The organism is Paraburkholderia tropica (assembly GCF_914484835.1).
Taxonomy (GTDB): domain Bacteria; phylum Pseudomonadota; class Gammaproteobacteria; order Burkholderiales; family Burkholderiaceae; genus Paraburkholderia; species Paraburkholderia tropica_A.
This window is the reverse complement of record NZ_CAJZAR010000048.1, coordinates 25753-45460: the sequence shown is the minus strand read 5'-3', so window position 1 is coordinate 45460 and position 19708 is coordinate 25753. Positions and strand designations below refer to the sequence as shown.

Sequence of the window (19708 nt, the reverse complement as noted above, 5' to 3'; positions counted from 1 at the left end):
CATCGACCTTCGCAAAAGCGCACATCACGGGCGTCTGGCGGTGGCGTTCCGCAGCACTGGCGTTTTCATTCTATGCGCTCGCGGCGCGGTTTGGTGAACTGCGATGACCCGCCGGAGCAGCGTTTATTCGCCTTGAAAGGAGCCATTCGTGCCGCGTGCCCACACCGTCGAGCTCAACGACCGCGCCTGCCGGGGCGACGCCGCTGCGGCGCTCGCGCTGCTCGAACACAGCATGACGCGCGGCCACGGCCGCATCGGGCTGTTGCGCTATTGGCAGGCGCGCCAGCTGGGTGCCGCGCTGGAAGGGCGGCATCACGATTATGCGCAGCGTGTTGCCGGAAAAATGAGTGACCGAGCGCTGGCGGGACTCGCGGCGCAGGCGCAGCAGCGCCATCGCGGCGAGTCCGCCAATCGCGTGTTAGAGCACGACCGTGCGGCCGTCGTTGATGAACACGCGCCGTTCGAGAAATGCCTTCACGGCGCGCGCGAGCACCACGCATTCGACATCGCGTCCCACGGCCAGTAGCCGCTCGGGATCGAAGCTGTGATCGACGCGCTGCACTTCCTGTTCGATGATCGGACCTTCGTCGAGATCGTCGGTGACGAAATGCGCGGTCGCGCCAATCAGTTTCACGCCGCGCACGTGCGCCTGATGATAAGGCCGCGCGCCCTTGAAGCCGGGCAGAAACGAATGGTGGATATTGATCGCGCGACCCGCGAGTCGGCGGCTCGTTTCGTCGGAAAGAATCTGCATATAGCGCGCGAGCACGAGCAATTCTGAGCCGGTCGAATGAAACAGGTCGAGAATCGCGGCTTCCTGTTCGCGTTTGGTTTCCGGCGTGATCGGCAAATAATGAAACGGCAGATCGTGTTGCTGCGCGAGCGCTTCGAAATCGCGGTGATTCGATGCAATGCCGGCAATTTCCATCGGCAATTCGCCCATGCGCCAGCGGAACAGCAGATCGGCCAGACAATGTTCGAGCCGCGAAACCATGATGAGCACTTTCGGGCGCGCCTGCAGATCGTGGATCGCCCACGTCATGGTGTGTTCGCGTGCGGTGGGCGCGAATTCGTCGCGCAGGCTCGCGAGATTGCAGCGCGCGGTCGCGTCGCGCACGACTTCGTGAAAGACGCAGCGTAGAAAGAAACGCTCGCTGATGTCGTCGTCGAAGACGGTGAGTTCGTCGATATAGCAGCGGTGCCGGTCCAGGAAACTCGCGACGGCGGCCACCTGGCCAGCGGCGCTCGGACAGGACAGCGTGAGGACGTATTGATGCGGGCGAACGTCGTCGGACATGCGGTTTCTCCGGTTATCGTGATGCGCCTTTCACATCGCGCGCGTAGGCGCGAATGGCGTGCGAAGGGCGATGTCGCGAGTAAGCCATTGTTTGGTGCATGACAGATAGAACGCTTGCGCTCTTTAGCACGTATGGAAACGCCAGGGTTTGTGTTTGAGTTGGGCAGCGTCGCTTTTTCTCGCGTTGCGGGTTTTTTATCCGGCGACGATAAAAGCGAAGCGGGGCGCTTCGATCGAGAGTGAGGTATGGAAACGTTTGTCGGTTTGCGCGCGGATGCGGCGCGGCTCGCGCGCCATGCGGGTAGCGCGGCGCGCGAGTGGTGGCGAGTGGCGGTGCTTATTCCGTGAGCGCTGTGCGCGGCCACCAGAATTCCATCAAGCCGCCTTCCCTTCCCGCTGCAACGCCTGCACGCTCTGCAACTGCGCGAGATGCCGCAACAGCTTCGACACCATCAACACCACCGTGAGTGCGAGCACCACGAAAAACACCGCGAGCGGCGTGAGAATCTGCACGGACACGAAGCCCGCGAGCCCCATCATCGCCGACGAAACCAGCAGCAGCGCGCAGCCGAGAATCGCGCTCGTGAGTCCGGCGACTTCGGGGAACAGCGAATTGCCCTTGGCCATCAGCGTCGGGTACATCGCGCCGGCGCAGAAGCCCATGAACAGCACCGGCGTGGCGAGCGTCCACACGCGCAGGCCCACGGTGAGCGCGAGCACGAGCATGAGAATGGCCGATGCCGCCATCGCGAAGGAGCCGGCGCGCAAACGCACTTCGGGCGTCGGCAGACGCGGGCCATGCAGACGGTTCGAGAGTCCGCCGAGGAAATACATCAGGCCGATGCCGAGCGCGAGGTAACCGAAGAACGTCGGCGGCTTGTGCAGCGTGCTTTGCACCATGAACGGCCCGACGATATTGAAGACGAGCAGGATGCTATAGCAGAGGCCTTGCGCGAGAAAACAGCTCTGAAATACGGGGCTCGCGAGCACCTTGCGCGCGTTGGCGACGAGCGTGCGCGTTTCGAGTTTCACTGGCTGTCGCAGCGTATCGTGATAGCGCCACAGCACGCCCCACATCACCACGGCCCACACGAGCAGAAACACGAGGCACGAGCGCCAGCCGAACCACGTCTGCAAATGCGCGCCGATCACGGGCGCGATGATCGGCGCGAGTCCCCACGCAATCGACATATAGGTGAAGGCGTGCAACAGCGCCGTGCCGGAAAACGAATCGGTGATGATGGCTTTCGCGAGCAGATTGGTGGTCGCAATGCCGAAGCCCTGCAAACAGCGCGCGAGCACGAACGTTTCCAGATTCGGTGCGGCGAGCGACAGCAGACAGCCAATCGTAAAGATCGCGATGCCGAACGCGAGCACACGCTTGCGTCCGTAAGCGTCGGCGATGGGGCCGAATATCAATTGGCCGAGCGCGTACGCGGCCATATAGCCGGAAACGCTCGATTGAATCGCTTGCGGCGAGGTCGTGAAGAAATGCGCCATCGCGGGCAGCGCGGGCACGTAAATATCGATTGCGAGTTGTCCGGCTGAGGAAAACAGGCAGATCATGAACAGCAAAAAGCCCGGCGTATTCGAGGCGCGCCGGGCGATGGCGGGCGGGTTGGCGTTATCGTGGTTCATCACAGCGTCGAAAAAGCGGAGTGCGGCGGCGCGGCGGGGTGGGGCCGGATGCGAGGGCGCGGCGCGCGCGAGATCCGCGTGCGCCGCGTAGTGTTACCGCGTGAATAACCGATATTGTGCCTGTGCTCGCGACAGTCTGCTCGACTCGCTCTCGCGCGGTGGCGCGCATTGTGCCGCCGCCTTTCAGTGCGAAAGGTGAATGCGCAATCAATTCGCTCTTTCGCGCCGCAAAAGTGATGCAAAAAACGTCATCGTGTGCGCTTTGTCGCGATTGGGCCGGCGAGCGAGCATTGCGGACCGCATAGGCAGGTTCGCTGATATTCGCGTATTGAGAATCCGTTCGCGCAATGCGCACGATATACAACAGCGCCGCCGCTTTTACGCTTGCAGTGATACGCGCGTGCCGAATACAATCCGCCGCGTCACATCGAAAGGAGTCCCTCGTGGACACATGCTCTAGCAGTGGAAGTTCGATGCCGGCCCGCGCCGGTGTCACAGCCGCGAGTTAGTCGCCACAGGACACGTCCTTCGCCGCTAACTCGCCTTGTCGGGTTAGCGCGCTTCATTGTCGCGCCGGTCATCGAGCGGGATGCTCAACCGGCGTCGCCATCAGCACGCTCCCAGAATGAAATTGCCGTTGTGCGCGCGCGCTTTGCGTGGCGCCGACGCGTCGTCGTTCGTCGACCAGGTTTGCCTGGTCGGACGGAGGTGGGCTTATGGTCGTCAAAACAATTCAGGTATCGCGACGTCGCGTGATCGAACGCGTATTGCAAAGAAACGCGTGGTTTTCCAGGTTCCATTCGCTGCGCTTTCACGCGGCTTTAAAAAAGAAATCGCTTAATGACCTCGCAATCGTTCAGACCATTGCGCCGGATAAGCTCGCGCTCGACGCACCCGTTTCGTCATTGATGAAAAAGCCCTGCAAACGCGCGCTGATGTTGGCCGCAACGCCCGTGCGCCTCGGCGCGCTGATCGCGCTCGGGGTTGCGCACAGCGCATTCGCGCAAAGCGCGCCCGCATCCACGAGTTTGTGGGACCGCGCGACCTTGTTCGGCGACATGGGCGGCGTGCGCCCGTGGCTCGATAACCATGGCGTGACGTTCGGCTTGCAGGAAACCAGCGAATATCTGAACAATCTTTCGGGCGGCGTGCATCGCGGCGGCGCTTACGACGGACTGACGGAAATGAGCGTCGGTGTCGATACGCAAAAGGCGTTCGGTTTGCCTGGCGGTATCTTCAACGTATCGGCGCTGCAAATCCACGGCACCAGCATCACGCAACGCAATCTCCAGGCGTTGCAGGCGGTCTCGGGCGTGGAAGCCGAAGCCGGCACGCGCCTCTGGGAACTCTGGTATCAGCAGTCGTTCGCGAATGGCAAGGCAGACATCAAGATCGGGCAGCAAAGCGTCGATCAGGAATTCATGGTCAGCGAGTATGCGGGCGCGTTCATGAACGCCACGTTTGGCTGGCCCGTGCTGCCGTCGATGGATATGCCTGCGGGTGGCCCTGCGTATCCGCTTTCGTCGCTCGGCGCGCGGCTGCGCTTGACCCCGACGAATGCGTGGACCGTGCTCGCGGGCGTGTTCGACGGCAGTCCGGCGGGCAGCGGCAGCGGCGACGTGCAGCGGCTCAACGCGCACGGCACGAATTTCAATCTGCACGATGGCGCGCTGTTCATCGGCGAAGTGCAATATGCGCTGAATGCACCCGACAGTAACGCGCCCGACGCGAAACAATCAGGATTGCCAGGCACCTATAAACTGGGGTTCTGGTACAACACGCAGCATTTCGCCGATCAACGCTACGACAGCAACGGCCTGTCGCTTGCCGATCCGGCGAGCACGGGCGTGGCGCAATCGCATCGCGGCGATTATGGCTTCTACGCCGGGGCCGATCAGATGATCTGGCGTCCCTCGGCGGATAGTCCGCAGGCGCTCGGCGTGTTCGCGCGCGTGATGGGCGCGCCCGGCGACCGCAATCTCGTCGATCTGGCCGTGAATGCGGGTGTCACGCTCAAGGCGCCGTTCAAGGGACGCGACAACGACGTAGCCGGTCTCGCGGTGGGTTATGCGAAGATCGGCTCGCACGCGCAAGGTTTCGCGAGCGATACGGCCACGTTCACGCCCGGTTATCCGGCGCGCAGCGCGGAGACCGTGCTGGAAGCGACGTATCAGGTGCAGATCGCGCCCTGGTGGCAGGTGCAGGCCGACTTTCAGTATGTATTCCGACCGGGCGGCGGTGTGCCCGATCCGCAGAATAGTGCGCGGCGCGTGGGCGATGAGGCGGTGGTCGGCGTGAGAACCGTCGTCGCGTTCTGATCGAATTGCATGAAAAGGGAGCGCGCTAAGTGGCGCTCTTTTTCGGCTGATCGATTTAATTCGTTATCCGTGATAATCAGTGAGCCGTGAGGCTACACGAGCACAAGCGCCTGCGTTCAGCGGCACGCGGGCCAATTCGCGTAGATCAAGGCGCGAGCAGCGCCGGAGCACAGGCAGCGATCGCATCGCGCACGCGCACGATGGCGGCGTCGCGCATCGTGCTGGCGCGCCAGCCGAGTTCGATCGGATAGCCTGGCAGCGCGAGCGGGCAAGCGACCATGCGCAGGCCGGTGAGCGCCGCGATCGCGCGCGCGGCATGGCGCGGAATCGTGGCGACGGCGTCGGTGCCCGCGAGCAGATGCGGCAGCGCCGCGAAGTGCGTGGTGGACGCGATCACGTTGCGCTTCAGGCCGTGCGCCGCGAGCGCTTCGTCGACGATACCGACCACGCCGCCCGACGACACGAGAATATGGCCGCGCGCGACGAAGGCATCGAGCGTCAAGGCGGCGTCTCCATTACCGTCTTCGGGCGGGCAGGTGGCGGCGTCCAGCAGGCACGCGTAATCGCCCTGGCCGAGCGCCTGATGGCTGAGCCCGCGCGCCGAAAAACCGCCTGCCGCGATCGCCAGATCGATTTCCTGATTCGCGAGGCTGTCACTCACGATCTGGCTGTAGGTCTGCCGAAAGATCACGCGCAGGCCCGGCGCGTGTCGCGCGAGATGCCGCATGATGGGCTGGCCGAGCGCGAGTTCGAAGTCGTCGGAGAGACCGATGGCGACGGCGCGGCCGTGAAAGTGCGTGGCGTCGGGCGCGGCGATCGCGAGCGACTGGCGGCATTTGTCGAGCGCCTCGCTGATCAGCGGCTTGAGTTCGCGGGCGCGTGAGGTGGGCGCGAGGCCGCGTCCGGTCGGCGTGAACAGCCGGTCGGCGTAGAGTTCACGCAGACGCTTGAGCGCCGCGCTCACCGCGGGCTGGGTCATGTCGAGGCGAATCGCCGCGCGGCTCGCGCCGCCTTCCTCGAACAGCGCTTCGAAGATCTTCAGGAGATTCAGGTCGACGTCGGAGATATCACTCGCAGGCATAGCTGAAATGGAGAGCGCCGGTGGGCGCGCGGTGGCGTTCCCGCCATGATACGGGCACGCACACAGACGGAGAACATCATGTCGAAATCGAAGGTTGCTGCATTGCAGATCGGCTCGCTGGCGCAGGGCAAGGCCGCGACGCTCGAACACATCCTGTCGTTCGAGGCGGCGATCCGCGACTCGGGCGCACAACTCGTGGTCATGCCCGAGGCGCTGCTCGGCGGCTATCCGAAGGGCGAGATCTTCGGCACGCGCCTCGGCTACCGTCTGCCCGAGGGGCGCGAGGCCTTCGCGGCGTACTACGAGAACGCCATCGACGTGCCGGGCGCCGAAACGGCCGCGCTCGCCGACCTGTCCGCGCGCTGCGAGGCGTCGATCGTGATCGGCGTGATCGAGCGCGCGGGCAGCACGCTCTATTGCACGGCGCTCTTTTTCGATCCGCAGGCGGGGCTCGTCGCGAAGCACCGCAAGCTCATGCCGACCGGCACCGAACGCCTGATCTGGGGGCAGGGCGACGGCTCGACGCTGCCGGTGGTGAACACGGCGGCGGGCGTGGCGGGCACGGCGATCTGCTGGGAAAACCACATGCCGCTGCTGCGCACGGCGATGTACGCGAAGGGCGTGCAGATCTGGTGCGCGCCGACCGTCGACGAACGCGAGATCTGGCAATGCTCGATGCGCCATATCGCGCACGAAGGACGTTGTTTCGTGATCAGCGCGTGTCAGGTGCAGCCGTCGCCGCAGGCGCTCGGCGTCGAGGTGCCGGGCTGGGATCCGGCGCGTCCGCTCATCAACGGCGGCAGCGTGATCGTCGGGCCGCTCGGCGAGATTCTCGCGGGCCCGCTGCACGGCGAGACCGGCCTCGTGGTCGCGGAGATCGACACCGACGAATTGATCCGCGCGCGTTACGACTTCGACGTGGTGGGCCATTACTCGCGTCCCGACGTGTTCGCGCTGAGCGTGGACGAACGCGCGAAGCGCAGCGTGCAGTTCACGGGCGGCGAGTCGCAGCGCGTGTGAAGGGGCTGCGCCATTGATTCGTTTCCCTAAGTAAATGGACGATGGAGCGTGCGCCGCGCGAAGCGACTCGCGCGGCGCATTGTTGCCGCCCGCGCCATAAATTGATGCGCGCGGTGACATTGATCGACGTGCCGCGGGCCGTTAGGCTCCCGGGTGGCCCGCCCGGCGCCGCCTTTCACTACACGCACGCTCCATGTCTGCACCGCAATCCCCCGCGCCGCTCAGCGGCGGCAAGCTCGCGCTCGGCACCGTCGCCGTATCGCTGGCGATGTTCATGAACGTGCTCGATTCGTCGATCGCGAACGTCGCCATCCCGACCATTTCCGGCGATCTCGGCGTCTCCGTCGACGAAGGCACGTGGGTCATCACGATCTTCGCGGCCGCCAACGCCGTTTCCATTCCGCTCACCGGCTGGCTCACGCAGCGCTTCGGCCAGGTGAAGCTGTTCATCACCTCGATCCTGCTGTTCGTGCTGGCCTCATGGCTTTGCGGCATCGCGCCGAACCTGCCGACGCTGCTCGCCGCGCGCATCTTGCAGGGCGTGGTGGCCGGGCCGCTCGCGCCGCTTTCGCAGGCGCTGCTGCTCGGTTCGTGGCCGAAGCACAAGTCGTCGACGGCGCTCGCGCTCTGGTCGATGACGGCGCTGATCGGCCCGATCGCGGGACCGTCGCTCGGCGGCTGGATCACTTACGACTACAACTGGTCGTGGATCTTCTATATCAACGTGCCGGTGGGTTTGTTCGCCGCCGCCATCACGTGGGCGATCTATCGCGACCGCGAGTCGACCACGCGGCGCATGCCGATCGACGGCGTGGGGCTGATGCTGCTCGTGGTGTGGGTGGCGTCGCTGCAGATCATGCTCGACAAGGGCAAGGATCTCGCGTGGTTCGATTCGCCGCTGATCGTGACGCTCGCCATCGTGGCGCTGGTGGGCTTCGCGTTCTTCGTGGTGTGGGAACTCACCGAAAAAAATCCCGTGGTCGATATCCGCCTGTTTTCGCAGCGCAATTTCGCGGGCGGCACGATTTCGATCTCGGTGGCCTATGGTATGTTCTTCGGCACGCTCGTGCTGCTGCCGCAATGGATGCAGGGCTATCTCGGCTACCGCGCCGTGGATTCGGGCCTGACGACCGCGCCGCTCGGCATCTTCGCCGTGGTGCTCACGCCGATCATCGGCCGTATTCTGCCGCGTAGCGATCCACGCTACATCGCCACGCTCGCGTTCATCGGCTTCGCCGTGGTGTTCTTGATGCGCACGCAGTTCTATACCGATGTCTCGCACTGGGATCTCGTGCTGCCCACGCTGCTGCAAGGCATTCCGATGGCGATGTTCTTCGTGCCGCTCACCTCGATCATTCTCTCGGGACTGCCGCCCGAGAAGATTCCCGCGGCCGCCGGGCTCTCGAATTTCGCGCGCACGTTCTGTGGCGCGGTGGGCACTTCGCTGATCGGCAACGCCTGGAACGACCGCACGATCCTGCATCACGTGCGGCTCACGGAGCAGGCCAGCGTGAACAACCCGGCCTTCATGCAAAGCGTGGACACGGCGCGCCAGTCGCTGCACGTGGGCACCGACGCGGCCTATGGACTATTCAACTTCTCGGTGGACGCGCAGGCGGCGGTGATGGGACTGAACGACATTTTCTATATCTCGGCGTTCATATTTATTGCCATCATTCCGCTCATCTGGATTACTCGTCCTTCAAAAAGTTCCGCAGATTCTTCAAATACTGCTGGCGCGCATTGATTGCGGGAACTTTTCGCGATTAATTGAATGCGGCCCGATATTCGGGCCGTTATTTTTTAATCGGGGATTGAAACGCGAGCGAAAGCCGTGCGTAATTAATCAGGTGTGATCGGGGTGAAATCGCGACCTTGTGTCGCAGAGGCCGCAAATAGAAATGGGGCGGCCCGCAGCAACGGACCACCCCATATGTCCGTTGTAACTGTTCCGGAGTTTCTTCAGACCGGGAAATATTAACATGGCCCCGACCCTTGAATTGACTCACTTTTGACAATAATCAAGTTCACGATCTTGACAGTGGCGTCGCGTGATTGCCACAGCCATGTGACAGTCAGATGACGCTCACAACGTGATTTTTCCCTTTGCGCACAAGGTTTTAAGCGCCGATTTTTGGATATTTCCATATTTCGCAAATATCTGTTCCAGCGCTTGCGTACTGCGATTTCCTCACTTTGGCACTTAAACTTCGCTGCGAGATTGCCGGGATGGCTCCAATACCCGGATCCATTCAGCGCGGTCTGAATGTCAATTTAAGGAAAGTCATGAAGAACACTCTGATTATCGCTGGCGTCCTGAGCGCCTTTGCCGTTTCGGCTCACGCACAAAGCAGCGTCACGCTGTACGGTTCGCTGGATGCGGGTATCGTCTACGCGAACAACGTCGGTGGCCACCAGCAGTGGAACCAGGGCAGCGGCTCGCTGTCGGACACGTACTTCGGCCTGAAGGGTAGCGAAGACCTCGGCGGCGGTCTGCATGCGATCTTCACGTTGGAAAACGGCTTCAACCTGGGCAACGGCAAGAACACGGAAAGCAACACCATGTTCAACCGCCAGGCTTACGTTGGTCTGCAAAGCGACCGCTACGGCACGCTGACGCTGGGCCGCCAGTACGACTCGATGGTTGACTACCTGTCGCCGCTGTCGGAAGCAGGCGCTGGCTACGGCAACAACATGGCCGGCCACCCGTTCGACAACGACAACCTCGACCACTCGTTCTCGATCAAGAACGCAGTCAAGTACACGAGCGCGAACTACGCTGGCTTCAAGTTCGGCGGCCTGTACGGCTTCAGCAACGACGCTGGCCAGTTCTCGAACAACCGCGCATGGAGCGTTGGCGCTTCGTACAGCAACGGCCCGTTGAACGCCGCGGCTTCGTACCTGCAGATGAACAACTCGCTGACGAGCACCAACTCGAACGGTGCGAACTCGGCTGGTGCAGGCAACAACTTCAACCTGTCGGCTGAAACGCAACGCACGTTCGGTGCAGGCGCGAACTACACGTACGGCCCGGCAACGGTCGGCTTCGTGTGGACGCACACGCAGTACCAAAACCTGATCGCTGGCGCGCAGAACGGCGTGACGCCGTCGAACTTCACGATCCCGACGGGCACGGACCTGCGCCTCGACAACTTCGAACTGAACGGCCGTTACGCGCTGACCCCGGCTCTGAGCCTGGACGCTGCTTACACGTTCACCGATGGCCGTATCAAGAACGCAACGGGTTCGGGCGATCCGAAGTGGCAGACGGTTTCGCTGCAAGCTGACTACTCGCTCTCGAAGCGTACCGACGTGTACGTCGAAGGCGTGTACCAGCACGCTTCGGGCTCGCTGGGCAACGGCGTCTCGAACTTCGCGATGATCAACACGCTGTCGGCATCGAGCACGTCGAACCAGGTCGCTGCTACGGTTGGTCTGCGTCACCGCTTCTAATCGAAGCCTGATGTAAGCCTTCATCGCAAGACGAAAAGCGCGCGGACCGGATCGGCCGGTCCGGTCCCGCGCCGCTCGACAAGCGATCGAACTGGCCCGTCATGCGGATCGCGCTCACAAGGCGCGATGCGCTGGCGGGCCAGTTTGTTTTGGTGCCGCTAGATCGTGTGCTCGAATGCACGGCGATAGCGCGCCGCCAAATCCGCCGCCGTGCGCTGCCTGAGCGCGGCATCGCTGCGTAGCGCCTGATCGACGGCTTGCGCGAGACCTTCAACAGTGGTGGTGGCAGGCATGTCGTGGGTTTCCCACGTCGCTGCATAAGCCGCTTGTTTAGGCGTCGGTTCGTTTTCATCGGCGTGCACGAGATTGACGCGCGGCCGCGCGAACGCCATCGCCACAATGCGCCCATGCAGGCTGCTGCCGCAATACGCGCGGCACCGCGCGATCAGCGCGCAAATGTCCCAGATATCGAGCGACGAAAAGAGCGCCAGCGGCGCGCGAGGCACGCGCGCGGCAAGTCGTCGATAAACGTCGATGTCGTCGTGCCACGGCGCCGCGCCCGCGCGAAACAGCACGATGCCGAATCCGCTTTGCGCCACGATCTTTTCGATTTCGCGCGCGATGAGATCGAGCGTGGCGTCGTCGCCATAGGTCGCGTCGAATTGCAGCGCGATATAGCCCGCGCCGAACGCGTTGAGCACCGCATTCACGCTGTCCTCGCTGACGCGCGCGCGAATCTTCTCGCCGAACAATTCGGCCACCATCACAACGGGATCGGGAACGAGTGGCGCATCGATGCCTTGCGCGTGCAATTGCGCCTGCGTTTGCCGATCGCGCACGCTGACAACGTCGGCGTGTTTCAGCGCATTGAAGACTTCCGCGCGAAACGCTTCGTCGCGCCGATGCAGACCCACGCCGCCCACTGCATGAAACGCGATGCGTCCAAACTCGACGTGCGGATAAACGGCTTTCGACATCACGTAAGGCGCGCGCGACGCCACGCCGAGTTGCGTGCGCGCCCATGCGAGCGGATCGCGACGCCACGCGTTTTCGCACGCAATAACCGCTTGCACGCGCTCGGGCGGCGCGAGCATGACCGTGGCTTCCCACGCATCGCAGGTCAGCAATTCGCCGCCCACGTGAATGACATCGAGCGGCGCGTCGCGCGATAGCGCTGCCGATTCTCCGAACGCGTGCACGGCTTCGCCGCCCCACGCGCGCATATCGCGCGCGGCGAGTCCCGCGTAAAGACAATCGCGCGGCGCGAGCAGGCGCGCGACGATCAGCGCAAATAGCAGATCGCCGACATTGTGCCGGTCGAACGCGCCGAACAACACGGTGCGCGAAGATGGATGCGTGGCGTTGGACATAAACGTGGCGGAGCGCCGAATCAGCGATGACCCGCTTTCATACTAGTGCAATGCGCAGCGCGCCGCGAACGTCGAGCAGGCGTTGCGGCGCGCGCGGAACCGCTTTACCCTGTCAATCGACATCCCCCTGGAGAGCGCCGATGCAAGCGTTGCCCTTACGTCTGTCCCCCGGAGACGATCTGCGCGAGACCCTCGCCGCCGCGCTCGCCCAGCACGGCGCGCAGGCGGCGTTCGTGGTGCAGGGCATCGGTAGCCTGAGCGCGGTCGAGTTGCGCTATGCGGGCGTCGATACCCCGGCGTCGCTGCGTGGCGATTTCGAAATTCTCACGCTGGCCGGTTCGCTGTCGCTCGACGGCGCGCATCTGCATGCGAGCGTCTCCGACGCACAAGGCCGCGTGCTGGGCGGCCACATCGCGCGCGGCTGCATCGTGCGCACGACCGCCGAAGTGCTGCTCATGCTGCTGCCCGATCATCGCTTTACGCGCGAGCACGACGCGCAAACCGGATTTCCCGAACTCGTGGTGCGCGCGATCTAGTTTAAAAACGCAGCAATAAAAAAACGGCGGCCGGTCGATGACCGTGCCGCCGTTTCCTTTACCGCTGTGCGCGATTTAGAACTTCAGACGCATGCCTGCGGCCACCACGGCTTGCGTGTTGCTCGACGAAGCGGCGAGGTTATAGATCGACGCATTGCCCAGCACGGCGATGCCTTCCGCGCCCGAGACGCGCTGATACGTGCCTTCCAGATAGACGTCCGTACGCTTCGACAGCGCGTAGTCGGCCTGCAGCATGAACTGGTTCCAGTGCGGCGAAGCATTGCCTTCCGAGCGGCTCAGCGAACCGTCCGTGTAGGTGTACGAGCCGCCGAGGCTGAGTTGCGGCGTGAGCTGATAGCGGCCGTTGATTTCGTAGTTGTTGAACGTGAGGTAATCGGCGCTGAACGCATTGAGCGAGCCGCCTTGCGCGATTTCCGTCGGCGACGCGATCATCGTGCGCGTGAACACGAGGCCGACCTTCGCCGCGCCGATCGTGTAGCTGCCGCCCGCGCCCAGCGTGCGCGTGCGCTCGCTGACGAACATCGGGTCGTTGTCGGTGCTGGTGCCTGCGGAGAGCGCGCCGCCCGTGGTCGAACCGGGGTTGTTGCCCTGGAAGTACGCGACCGCGAGATTGATCGGGCCGCCGTTCCACGACGCGCCGAAGGTGTACGCGTTGTTCGTCGAGAAGCCGCCGGCCAGGTTGCTGAACGCGTAGGCGCCTTCGACCTGGAAGCCCGCGTAGATCGGGCTGCGGTACTTGACGGCGTTGTTCATGCGCACGTCGTTGTTGAGGTTGTCGTTGTCGAACGGGTGATCGGCGATATTGCCGCCGAAGCCCGAACCCGTCGCCGACATCGGCGCGATCATGTCGACGAGCGCGTCGTACTGGCGGCCCAGCGTGATCGAGCCGTACTGGTCGCTCGAGAGACCCACCCAGGCTTGCCGACCGAACAGATAGCCGCCGTTCGAGCCCTTGCCGTTGACGACCGAGAAGCCGTTTTCGAGCTGGAAGATCGCCTTGAGGCCGTTGCCCAGATCTTCCGAGCCGCGCAGACCCCAGCGGCTCGTGCTCAGGTTGCCCGACTGCACGGCCCACGCCGACGCGCCGTGGCCGGTCGACGTCTTCTGGTTGCTGATGTAGTCGATCCCTGCGTCGACGGTGCCGTACAGCGTGACGCTGCTTTGCGCGTGCGCCATCGACGACGCTGCCACAGTGGCGAGGGCGAGAGTATTCAACAACGCTTTTTTCATGTCGATTCCGTAGAAGAAAGAATATCGCCGCGCGGACGGACGAGCGTGTGATTAGTAGTCCGATTCGGAACTATGAGCCCGTGCGGCGGGAACCGAGAATTTAAGGAAATGCAATTACAGGTCCGTGTCGAAAACGGCCTGCAAAATGAAACTTGGTTTAAGTTTTTGACACCGAAAATTTAGAATCGCGCGCGATGGCGGTTCAAGTCGCGCGGAAAAGAGCGCATGGGCGTGCGCCGGGAGGCCATCAAAACGCTAAAAAGCGGCCCGCGCGCGATGCAAACGGGCCGCTTCGATATTGCCGGACGTCGCAGCTAATCGACGATTTTCTTGGCCACGAAAACGCCGAGCACCAGAAAAGCGATGCAGAGCACGAGGAAAATGAAGAACAGGATTTTGGCGATCGCGGCCGCGCCGGCCGCGACTCCCGTAAAGCCGAACAAGGCCGCGACGACGGCCACAATAGCAAAAAATAATGCCAGCTTGAGCATGATCGGTTTTCTCCTGACGTGCGTGGGCGAGCCGGCACGCTCGACGCGCCCGGACAAGGCCAATTCGACCCTGGCTGCACTCAGCAAACGGTGTTCCCGGCGCGGCGTCGCCGCCTTCAGCGCCCCGTACGCTCGCGCATCGCTTGTGCGACGGCTTCGCGCACGCACGTTGAAAGCAATTCGGAAGCGTGCGTGTGGGCCGCGCGCGCGGGGCGTGCGATCACGAGCGGCTGCACGATGGTCGATTCGCGGATCGGGCGTTCGGCGATCAACGGCGTCTGCGCGACGCCGGGGCTTTGCGTGATGAGCAGCGAAACGCCCAGCCCGCTCGCCACCATCGAGCGCACGAGTTCGATCGACGTGGCGCGATAGCGCACGTTGGGAGACAGCCCGCATTGCCAGAACGGCGCCATCAGAAAGTCGCGGCTCTGCGGCAGATCGATTTGAATAAACGGTTCTTTCGCGAGGTCGTGCAGCGACACCGCGCGCTTGCGTTTCGCCAGCGCGGAATCGGCGGGCACCAGCGCGTACGGTTTCAGTTCCGCAAGACATTCACGTTCGATGTCGTCGGGCAGGCCCACGTCGTACATCAGCGCGAAATCGATCTGACGTTTATGCAGCCAGGCGTCCAGTTGTGCGAGATCGCCTTCCACAAAGCGGATCGACAGGCGCGGAAAACGCGCCTGCGCGATCTTGAGCACACGCGGCAGATACACGGGTGCAATCGTGCGGAACACGCCGATCTGCACATGGCCGCCGTCTTCGTCGCCGGTGTCGTCGGTTTCGAATGCCGATGCAGAAGCGAGCAGCGCGCGCGCCTCCGCGAGTTTGCGCTCGCCGAACTGCGTGAGCGTCATGCCCGTGCCCGCGCCGCGCGAGAACAGCGGCGCACTGAAGTGCGCCTCCAGTTCGCGAATGGCCACCGAGATCGACGGCTGCGAAACGTTCAGATGTCTGGCGGCGGCCGTCGTGCTGCCGGTTTCGGCGGCGGTGACGAAGTAGCGCAATAGTCGCAGGGAAAGGCTCATTCGGCTCACTCGGGTCGGCGCGCGCAGGGCTATATAAAAAACGTATAGGCATTAATTTATTCCAGTATTTTATCTTATGCCCCGCGCGGCGCATGATCGGTTCACCGGTCGAACCGACCGGCTGTTCAGGAGACTCCCGCCGTGACTGATTCCGTGCTGCCACTGCAAGGTATTCGTGTGATCGATTTTTCCCGCGTGCTGGCGGGACCGCTGTGCTCGGCGCTGCTTGGCGATCTGGGCGCGGAGATCATCAAGATCGAGCCGCCGGGCGGCGACGACTATCGCGCGATCGGCCCCTTCGCGGAAGGCGAAAGCGGCCTCTTCAGCGCGATGAACCGCAACAAGCAAAGCGTCGTGATCGACCTGAAAACCGACGCGGGGCGCGCGCTCGCGCAGTCGCTCTGCGCGCAGGCCGACGTGGTGGTGGAAAACTTCCGGCCCGGCGTCGCCGCGCGGCTCGGTATCGGCTACGAGGCGCTGGCGGCGCGCCATCCGGCGCTCGTTTATGCGAGCGTGTCGGGCTTCGGACAGAGCGGGCCCGAGTCGCATCGTCCGGCCTACGACATTATTCTGCAAGCGATGTGCGGCCTCATGGACGCCACCGGCGCGCCCGATGGCGAACCCACCGTGATCGGCGAATCGGTGTCCGATGTGGTGAGCGGCATCTTCGCTTCGTGGGGCGTGCTGGCCGCGCTGCTCGCCCGCGAGCGCACGGGAAAGGGCACGCACGTCGATGTCGCGATGTTCGACGCCACGCTGAGCCTGACCGCGACACTCGTGTCGCGTTACGCAACGACAGGGGCTTCGCAGCGGCGCGTGGGCAACCGGCATCCGTCCTCGGCGCCATTCGGCGCGTTCCGCGCGCGCGACGGCCATTACGTCGTCGCGGTGCTGAACAATCGGTTATTCGCGCGTCTGGCTCAGGCGATCGGCGCGCCGGATCTACCCGATGATGCGCGGTTCGCGAGCGACAGCTTGCGTTGCGAACACGAAGCCGCGCTGCGCGAGCACATCGAATCGTGGTCGCGCGAACTGACCGTGGCGCAGGTGAACGCCGCATTGAGCGAGGCGGGCATTCCCGTCGCGCCGATTCAAAGCGTGCGCGCGGCGCTCGAAAGCGAACAGGCGCGCGAGCGCGGCTTGCTGGCCGAGGCTTCGTCGGGCGACGGCAAGACCGTGCGCCTGCCGCGCCAGCCCGTGAAATTCTCCGCGTATCCGCAGACGCGCTCGACGCGCGCGCCGCGTCTCGGCGAGCATACGCTGGCGGTGCTATCGCAAAAGCTCGGACTCGACGACGAACAGATGGCCGCGCTGTGCGAAGCCGGTGCAATCGGCGCAATGAATCACGGTTTGAAAAAAGATTCGTATAACGAAATGAAAGAGGAGGACACCCATGCTTAAGCGACTGGGCGTGAGCGAAGCCGATCTGGAGATCGCCGACGCCATCCGCCGTTACGCGCAAACCGAACTCGCGCCACGCGCGGCGCAGGTCGATCACGAGGAAATCGCCACGACGCGCTACGTGAGCGCGCTCGCCGAACTCGGCGTGATGGGCATGAATTTGCCAGAGCGCTGGGGCGGCATTGGCGCGACGCCCGCTGCAATCATCCTCGCGCTTTCGGAGATCGCGAGCGCGTGCGCGGCCACTTCGTCGATGATCGGCGCGCATTATCTCGCGACCGATTCGCTACTGATTGGCGCCGACGACGCGTTGCGCGAGCGCTATCTGCCCGACGCGGCGGCCGGCGCGAAGCTCGGTGCGTTCGCGCTGACCGAGCCGCAGGCCGGCTCGAATCCCGCTGGCATGAAAACCGTCGCGGTGCGCGAAGGTGACGGCTATCGGCTGCGCGGCACCAAGCACTTCATTTCGAACGCTGGCGCGGCGCATTTCATCGTCGTCTATGCGAAAACGTCGCCCGATCAGGGCACGCGCGGCATCAGCGCCTTCGTGGTCGATACGGATACGCCGGGCGTGACCGTATCGGGCGCGGAAAAGCTCATGGGCATTCGCGGCGCACCCGCGCACGAGATCGCGCTCGATTGCTTCGTGCCCGCGGCGAATCGTTTGGGCGAAGAGGGCACGGGTTTCCGCACGGCGATGAAGGTGCTCGACAACAGCCGCCTCGACGTGGCGGCGACGAGCCTCGGCATTGCGGAAGCCGCGCTGTCCGATGCGGTGGAATGGGCGAAGCAGCGCGAAGTCGGCGGCGAACCGCTCGCGCGCAAGCAAGGTCTGCAATGGGTGTTCGCCGATATGAAAACGCGTCTGGAGGCGGCCTGGCTGCTCACCTTGCAGGCGGCGGCGCGGCGTGGCGCGGGCGAGCCGTTCACCGACGCCGCGTCGATGGCGAAACTCTACGCCTCGGAAATGGTGGGTTTCGTCACGGACGCCGCGTTGCAGATGCACGGCGGATACGGATTCACGCGCGAACTCCGTGTGGAGCGTCTCGTGCGCGATGCGCGAATTCTGCGCATCTACGAAGGCTCGTCGGAGATTCAACGCACGGTGATCGCGCGCTCCGTACTCGCCTGAGCATCACGGCGATCGTGCCTGACATGCAGCGACGTTCGCGCGTCAGGCACATGCGGTTTTTTGTTCATATAAATTATTCAAGCCTGTCTTTCACGCCGTTTTTTCCGCACCTTATCTTTCAGCAGTTCCGCCAACAAGGAGCGAAGCATGGCTCGCACCGCAACACGTACTGCAAAAGCATCGTTGGTCGAGCGGCGCTCGATCGACTATATTCCCGACGCCGAACGCCACGGCAGTCTGCGCAGCCAGTTCACGCTGTGGTTCGGCGCGAATCTGCAAATTACCGCGGTCGTGGTCGGCGCGCTCGCGGTGGTGCTGGGCGGCGACGTTTTCTGGTCGGTCGTCGGCTTGCTCATCGGGCAATTGCTGGGCGGCGTGGTGATGGCGCTGCACGGCGCGCAGGGGCCGCAACTCGGTTTGCCGCAGATGATTTCGAGCCGCGTGCAATTCGGCGTTTATGGCGCGATCATTCCACTCGTGCTGGTGTGCGTAATGTATGTGGGGTTCTCGGCGGGCGGCACGGTGCTGGCCGGGCAGGCGATTGCCCAATTGCTCGATGTCGGCAATACGTCAGCAATCCTGATCTTCGCGGCCATCGTGATCTTGCTGGCCGGGCTCGGCTACCGCACGATACATGCAATGGGCCGTGTGGCGAGCGTGGTCGGCACGCTGGCGTTCCTGTATCTGTTCGCGAGCCTGCTGCACGGTCCCGCATGGGAAACGCTCGCGGCCAACCGGCATTTCACGCCTGCCTCGTTTCTGCTGGCTGTGTCGTTGTCGGCGTCGTGGCAAATCGCCTATGGTCCTTATGTGGCCGATTATTCGCGCTATCTGCCGAAATCGACTTCGCCGCTGAAGACGTTCTTCGCGGTGTTCTGCGGGACCGTGCTCGGCGCGCAAGTGGCGATGACCTTTGGCGTGTTCGCCGCCGCGCTCGCGGGCGACCGCTTCGCCGGTCACGAGGTGGCCTTCGTCGTGGGGCTCGGCGCAACGGGCGCGATTGCGTGGATTCTTTATCTGACGATTGCACTGGGCAAACTCACGATCACCACGCTCAACGCATACGGCAGCGTGATGTCGGTGGCGGCGATCCTCACCGGCATTGGTCAGCGCCGCGAGATTTCGGGCCGCACTCGCATCGCGTTCGTGATACTCACGGTGGGCGTGTCGAGCGCCATTGCGCTCGCGGGGCAGCATGCGTTTCTCAAGGCGTTTTCATCGTTCCTGCTGTTTCTGCTGATTTTCTTCACGCCGTGGAGCGCGATCAATCTCGTCGACTACTACTGCGTGACGCGCGAGCGTTACGATGTGCCCGCGCTGTTCGATGCGAACGGACGCTATGGGCGCTGGAATAGCGTGGGCATCGCGGTCTATGTGGTGGGCGTGCTGGTGCAGCTGCCGTTTGTCGCGACGGGCTTTTATACGGGGCCGTGGGTCGATCGGCTGGGCGGCGTGGATATTTCGTGGATCGTCGGCATCGTGGTGCCGGGCGCGCTGTATTACTTCGCGACGCGTTTCGCGCGTTCGAACGCGCCTGAGCAAATGATTCTGCCGGAAGCGGCGGGCGGTGTCGAAGCGCAGTACAAGGTGCAATAAAAAACGGCCCGTGCGTGCTGGAGGGTGCGCGCCGGGCCAAACGCGGCGCCGTACAGGAACGGCGCCGTCCGAGGGTTAATGCTTCAAATCCGTGGC

Annotated in this window: 16 protein-coding genes; 8 read left to right on the top strand and 8 right to left on the bottom strand. The window is 63.4% G+C overall.

Going from position 1 to position 19708, the window contains the following annotated elements; genetic code table 11:
- Nucleotides 1-70 precede the first annotated feature (70 nt).
- The 3 genes from LDO54_RS39035 to LDO54_RS15850 form a co-directional block, all read right to left on the bottom strand.
- Complete coding sequence (locus tag LDO54_RS39035; protein WP_356790138.1) at nucleotides 71-394, bottom strand: hypothetical protein; 324 nt, start codon at nucleotides 392-394, stop codon at nucleotides 71-73.
- Nucleotides 395-418: 24 nt separating this feature from the next.
- On the bottom strand, nucleotides 419-1297 hold the full coding sequence (purU, locus tag LDO54_RS15855) for a formyltetrahydrofolate deformylase (protein WP_224011641.1): 879 nt from the start codon (nucleotides 1295-1297) through the stop codon (nucleotides 419-421).
- Between the two features lie 375 nt (nucleotides 1298-1672).
- Complete coding sequence (locus LDO54_RS15850; protein ID WP_224011640.1) at nucleotides 1673-2935, bottom strand: multidrug effflux MFS transporter; 1263 nt, start codon at nucleotides 2933-2935, stop codon at nucleotides 1673-1675.
- Between the two features lie 908 nt (nucleotides 2936-3843).
- On the opposite strand from LDO54_RS15850, the gene LDO54_RS15845 reads away from it, so the two are divergent.
- Nucleotides 3844-5253, top strand: a complete 1410-nt coding sequence (locus LDO54_RS15845) for a carbohydrate porin (RefSeq protein ID WP_436975600.1) — start codon at nucleotides 3844-3846, stop codon at nucleotides 5251-5253.
- A gap of 145 nt (nucleotides 5254-5398) precedes the next feature.
- Here LDO54_RS15845 and LDO54_RS15840 read toward each other — a convergent pair whose 3' ends face one another.
- Nucleotides 5399-6334, bottom strand: coding sequence for a LysR family transcriptional regulator (locus tag LDO54_RS15840; protein WP_224011638.1), 936 nt, complete (start codon nucleotides 6332-6334; stop codon nucleotides 5399-5401).
- A gap of 78 nt (nucleotides 6335-6412) precedes the next feature.
- Between LDO54_RS15840 and LDO54_RS15835 the strand changes: the two genes are divergently transcribed.
- The 3 genes from LDO54_RS15835 (at nucleotide 6413) to LDO54_RS15825 (ending at nucleotide 10807) form a co-directional block, all read left to right on the top strand.
- Complete coding sequence (locus tag LDO54_RS15835; RefSeq protein WP_224011637.1) at nucleotides 6413-7354, top strand: carbon-nitrogen hydrolase family protein; 942 nt, start codon at nucleotides 6413-6415, stop codon at nucleotides 7352-7354.
- Nucleotides 7355-7547: 193 nt separating this feature from the next.
- A complete protein-coding gene (locus LDO54_RS15830; protein ID WP_224011636.1) occupies nucleotides 7548-9101 on the top strand; it encodes a DHA2 family efflux MFS transporter permease subunit in 1554 nt (517 codons plus the stop codon).
- Nucleotides 9102-9640: 539 nt separating this feature from the next.
- A complete protein-coding gene (locus tag LDO54_RS15825) occupies nucleotides 9641-10807 on the top strand; it encodes a porin (RefSeq protein WP_224011635.1) in 1167 nt (388 codons plus the stop codon).
- A 158-nt stretch (nucleotides 10808-10965) separates the two neighbouring features.
- Here LDO54_RS15825 and LDO54_RS15820 read toward each other — a convergent pair whose 3' ends face one another.
- Nucleotides 10966-12177: a polysaccharide pyruvyl transferase family protein gene (locus LDO54_RS15820; RefSeq protein WP_224011634.1), complete on the bottom strand. Its 1212-nt coding sequence runs from the start codon at nucleotides 12175-12177 to the stop codon at nucleotides 10966-10968.
- 140 nt (nucleotides 12178-12317) lie between these two features.
- Here LDO54_RS15820 and LDO54_RS15815 point away from each other — a divergent pair, with 140 nt between their 5' ends.
- Nucleotides 12318-12713, top strand: coding sequence for a PPC domain-containing DNA-binding protein (locus tag LDO54_RS15815; RefSeq protein ID WP_224011633.1), 396 nt, complete (start codon nucleotides 12318-12320; stop codon nucleotides 12711-12713).
- Between the two features lie 75 nt (nucleotides 12714-12788).
- Here the strand turns inward: LDO54_RS15815 and LDO54_RS15810 are convergent, their stop codons facing one another.
- The 3 genes from LDO54_RS15810 to LDO54_RS15800 form a co-directional block, all read right to left on the bottom strand.
- Nucleotides 12789-13964, bottom strand: a complete 1176-nt coding sequence (locus tag LDO54_RS15810) for a porin (RefSeq protein ID WP_224011632.1) — start codon at nucleotides 13962-13964, stop codon at nucleotides 12789-12791.
- 314 nt (nucleotides 13965-14278) lie between these two features.
- Nucleotides 14279-14455 (bottom strand): DUF1328 domain-containing protein, encoded by a 177-nt coding sequence (locus LDO54_RS15805; RefSeq protein WP_224011631.1) that lies wholly within the window; start codon nucleotides 14453-14455, stop codon nucleotides 14279-14281.
- Nucleotides 14456-14571: 116 nt separating this feature from the next.
- The gene (locus LDO54_RS15800) at nucleotides 14572-15483 is read right to left on the bottom strand and encodes a LysR family transcriptional regulator (RefSeq protein ID WP_224011630.1); all 912 of its coding nucleotides are present in this window, start codon (nucleotides 15481-15483) and stop codon (nucleotides 14572-14574) included.
- Between the two features lie 141 nt (nucleotides 15484-15624).
- Here LDO54_RS15800 and LDO54_RS15795 point away from each other — a divergent pair, with 141 nt between their 5' ends.
- From LDO54_RS15795 to LDO54_RS15785, 3 genes are all read left to right on the top strand, one after another.
- Nucleotides 15625-16884: a CaiB/BaiF CoA transferase family protein gene (locus LDO54_RS15795; protein ID WP_224011629.1), complete on the top strand. Its 1260-nt coding sequence runs from the start codon at nucleotides 15625-15627 to the stop codon at nucleotides 16882-16884.
- Nucleotides 16877-18016 (top strand): acyl-CoA dehydrogenase family protein, encoded by a 1140-nt coding sequence (locus LDO54_RS15790; protein ID WP_224011628.1) that lies wholly within the window; start codon nucleotides 16877-16879, stop codon nucleotides 18014-18016. The genes LDO54_RS15795 and LDO54_RS15790 overlap by 8 nt, the downstream gene beginning before the upstream one ends.
- Before the next feature lie 147 nt (nucleotides 18017-18163).
- Nucleotides 18164-19612 (top strand): purine-cytosine permease family protein, encoded by a 1449-nt coding sequence (locus LDO54_RS15785; protein WP_224011627.1) that lies wholly within the window; start codon nucleotides 18164-18166, stop codon nucleotides 19610-19612.
- Nucleotides 19613-19708: the final 96 nt, after the last annotated feature.

What these genes read in the sequence shown, in the direction of transcription:
- LDO54_RS15830 (WP_224011636.1), top strand. Translation starts at nt 7,548, where the DNA reads ATGTCTGCACCGCAATCCCCCGCGCCGCTCAGCGGCGGCAAGCTCGCG.
- LDO54_RS15790 (WP_224011628.1), top strand. Translation starts at nt 16,877, where the DNA reads ATGCTTAAGCGACTGGGCGTGAGCGAAGCCGATCTGGAGATCGCCGAC.
- LDO54_RS15850 (WP_224011640.1), bottom strand. Translation starts at nt 2,935, where the DNA reads ATGAACCACGATAACGCCAACCCGCCCGCCATCGCCCGGCGCGCCTCG.
- LDO54_RS39035 (WP_356790138.1), bottom strand. Translation starts at nt 394, where the DNA reads ATGGCGCTGCTGCGCCTGCGCCGCGAGTCCCGCCAGCGCTCGGTCACT.
- LDO54_RS15825 (WP_224011635.1), top strand. Translation starts at nt 9,641, where the DNA reads ATGAAGAACACTCTGATTATCGCTGGCGTCCTGAGCGCCTTTGCCGTT.
- LDO54_RS15815 (WP_224011633.1), top strand. Translation starts at nt 12,318, where the DNA reads ATGCAAGCGTTGCCCTTACGTCTGTCCCCCGGAGACGATCTGCGCGAG.
- LDO54_RS15840 (WP_224011638.1), bottom strand. Translation starts at nt 6,334, where the DNA reads ATGCCTGCGAGTGATATCTCCGACGTCGACCTGAATCTCCTGAAGATC.
- LDO54_RS15845 (WP_436975600.1), top strand. Translation starts at nt 3,844, where the DNA reads ATGAAAAAGCCCTGCAAACGCGCGCTGATGTTGGCCGCAACGCCCGTG.
- LDO54_RS15835 (WP_224011637.1), top strand. Translation starts at nt 6,413, where the DNA reads ATGTCGAAATCGAAGGTTGCTGCATTGCAGATCGGCTCGCTGGCGCAG.
- LDO54_RS15805 (WP_224011631.1), bottom strand. Translation starts at nt 14,455, where the DNA reads ATGCTCAAGCTGGCATTATTTTTTGCTATTGTGGCCGTCGTCGCGGCC.
- LDO54_RS15820 (WP_224011634.1), bottom strand. Translation starts at nt 12,177, where the DNA reads ATGTCCAACGCCACGCATCCATCTTCGCGCACCGTGTTGTTCGGCGCG.
- LDO54_RS15785 (WP_224011627.1), top strand. Translation starts at nt 18,164, where the DNA reads ATGGCTCGCACCGCAACACGTACTGCAAAAGCATCGTTGGTCGAGCGG.
- purU (WP_224011641.1), bottom strand. Translation starts at nt 1,297, where the DNA reads ATGTCCGACGACGTTCGCCCGCATCAATACGTCCTCACGCTGTCCTGT.
- LDO54_RS15800 (WP_224011630.1), bottom strand. Translation starts at nt 15,483, where the DNA reads ATGAGCCTTTCCCTGCGACTATTGCGCTACTTCGTCACCGCCGCCGAA.
- LDO54_RS15810 (WP_224011632.1), bottom strand. Translation starts at nt 13,964, where the DNA reads ATGAAAAAAGCGTTGTTGAATACTCTCGCCCTCGCCACTGTGGCAGCG.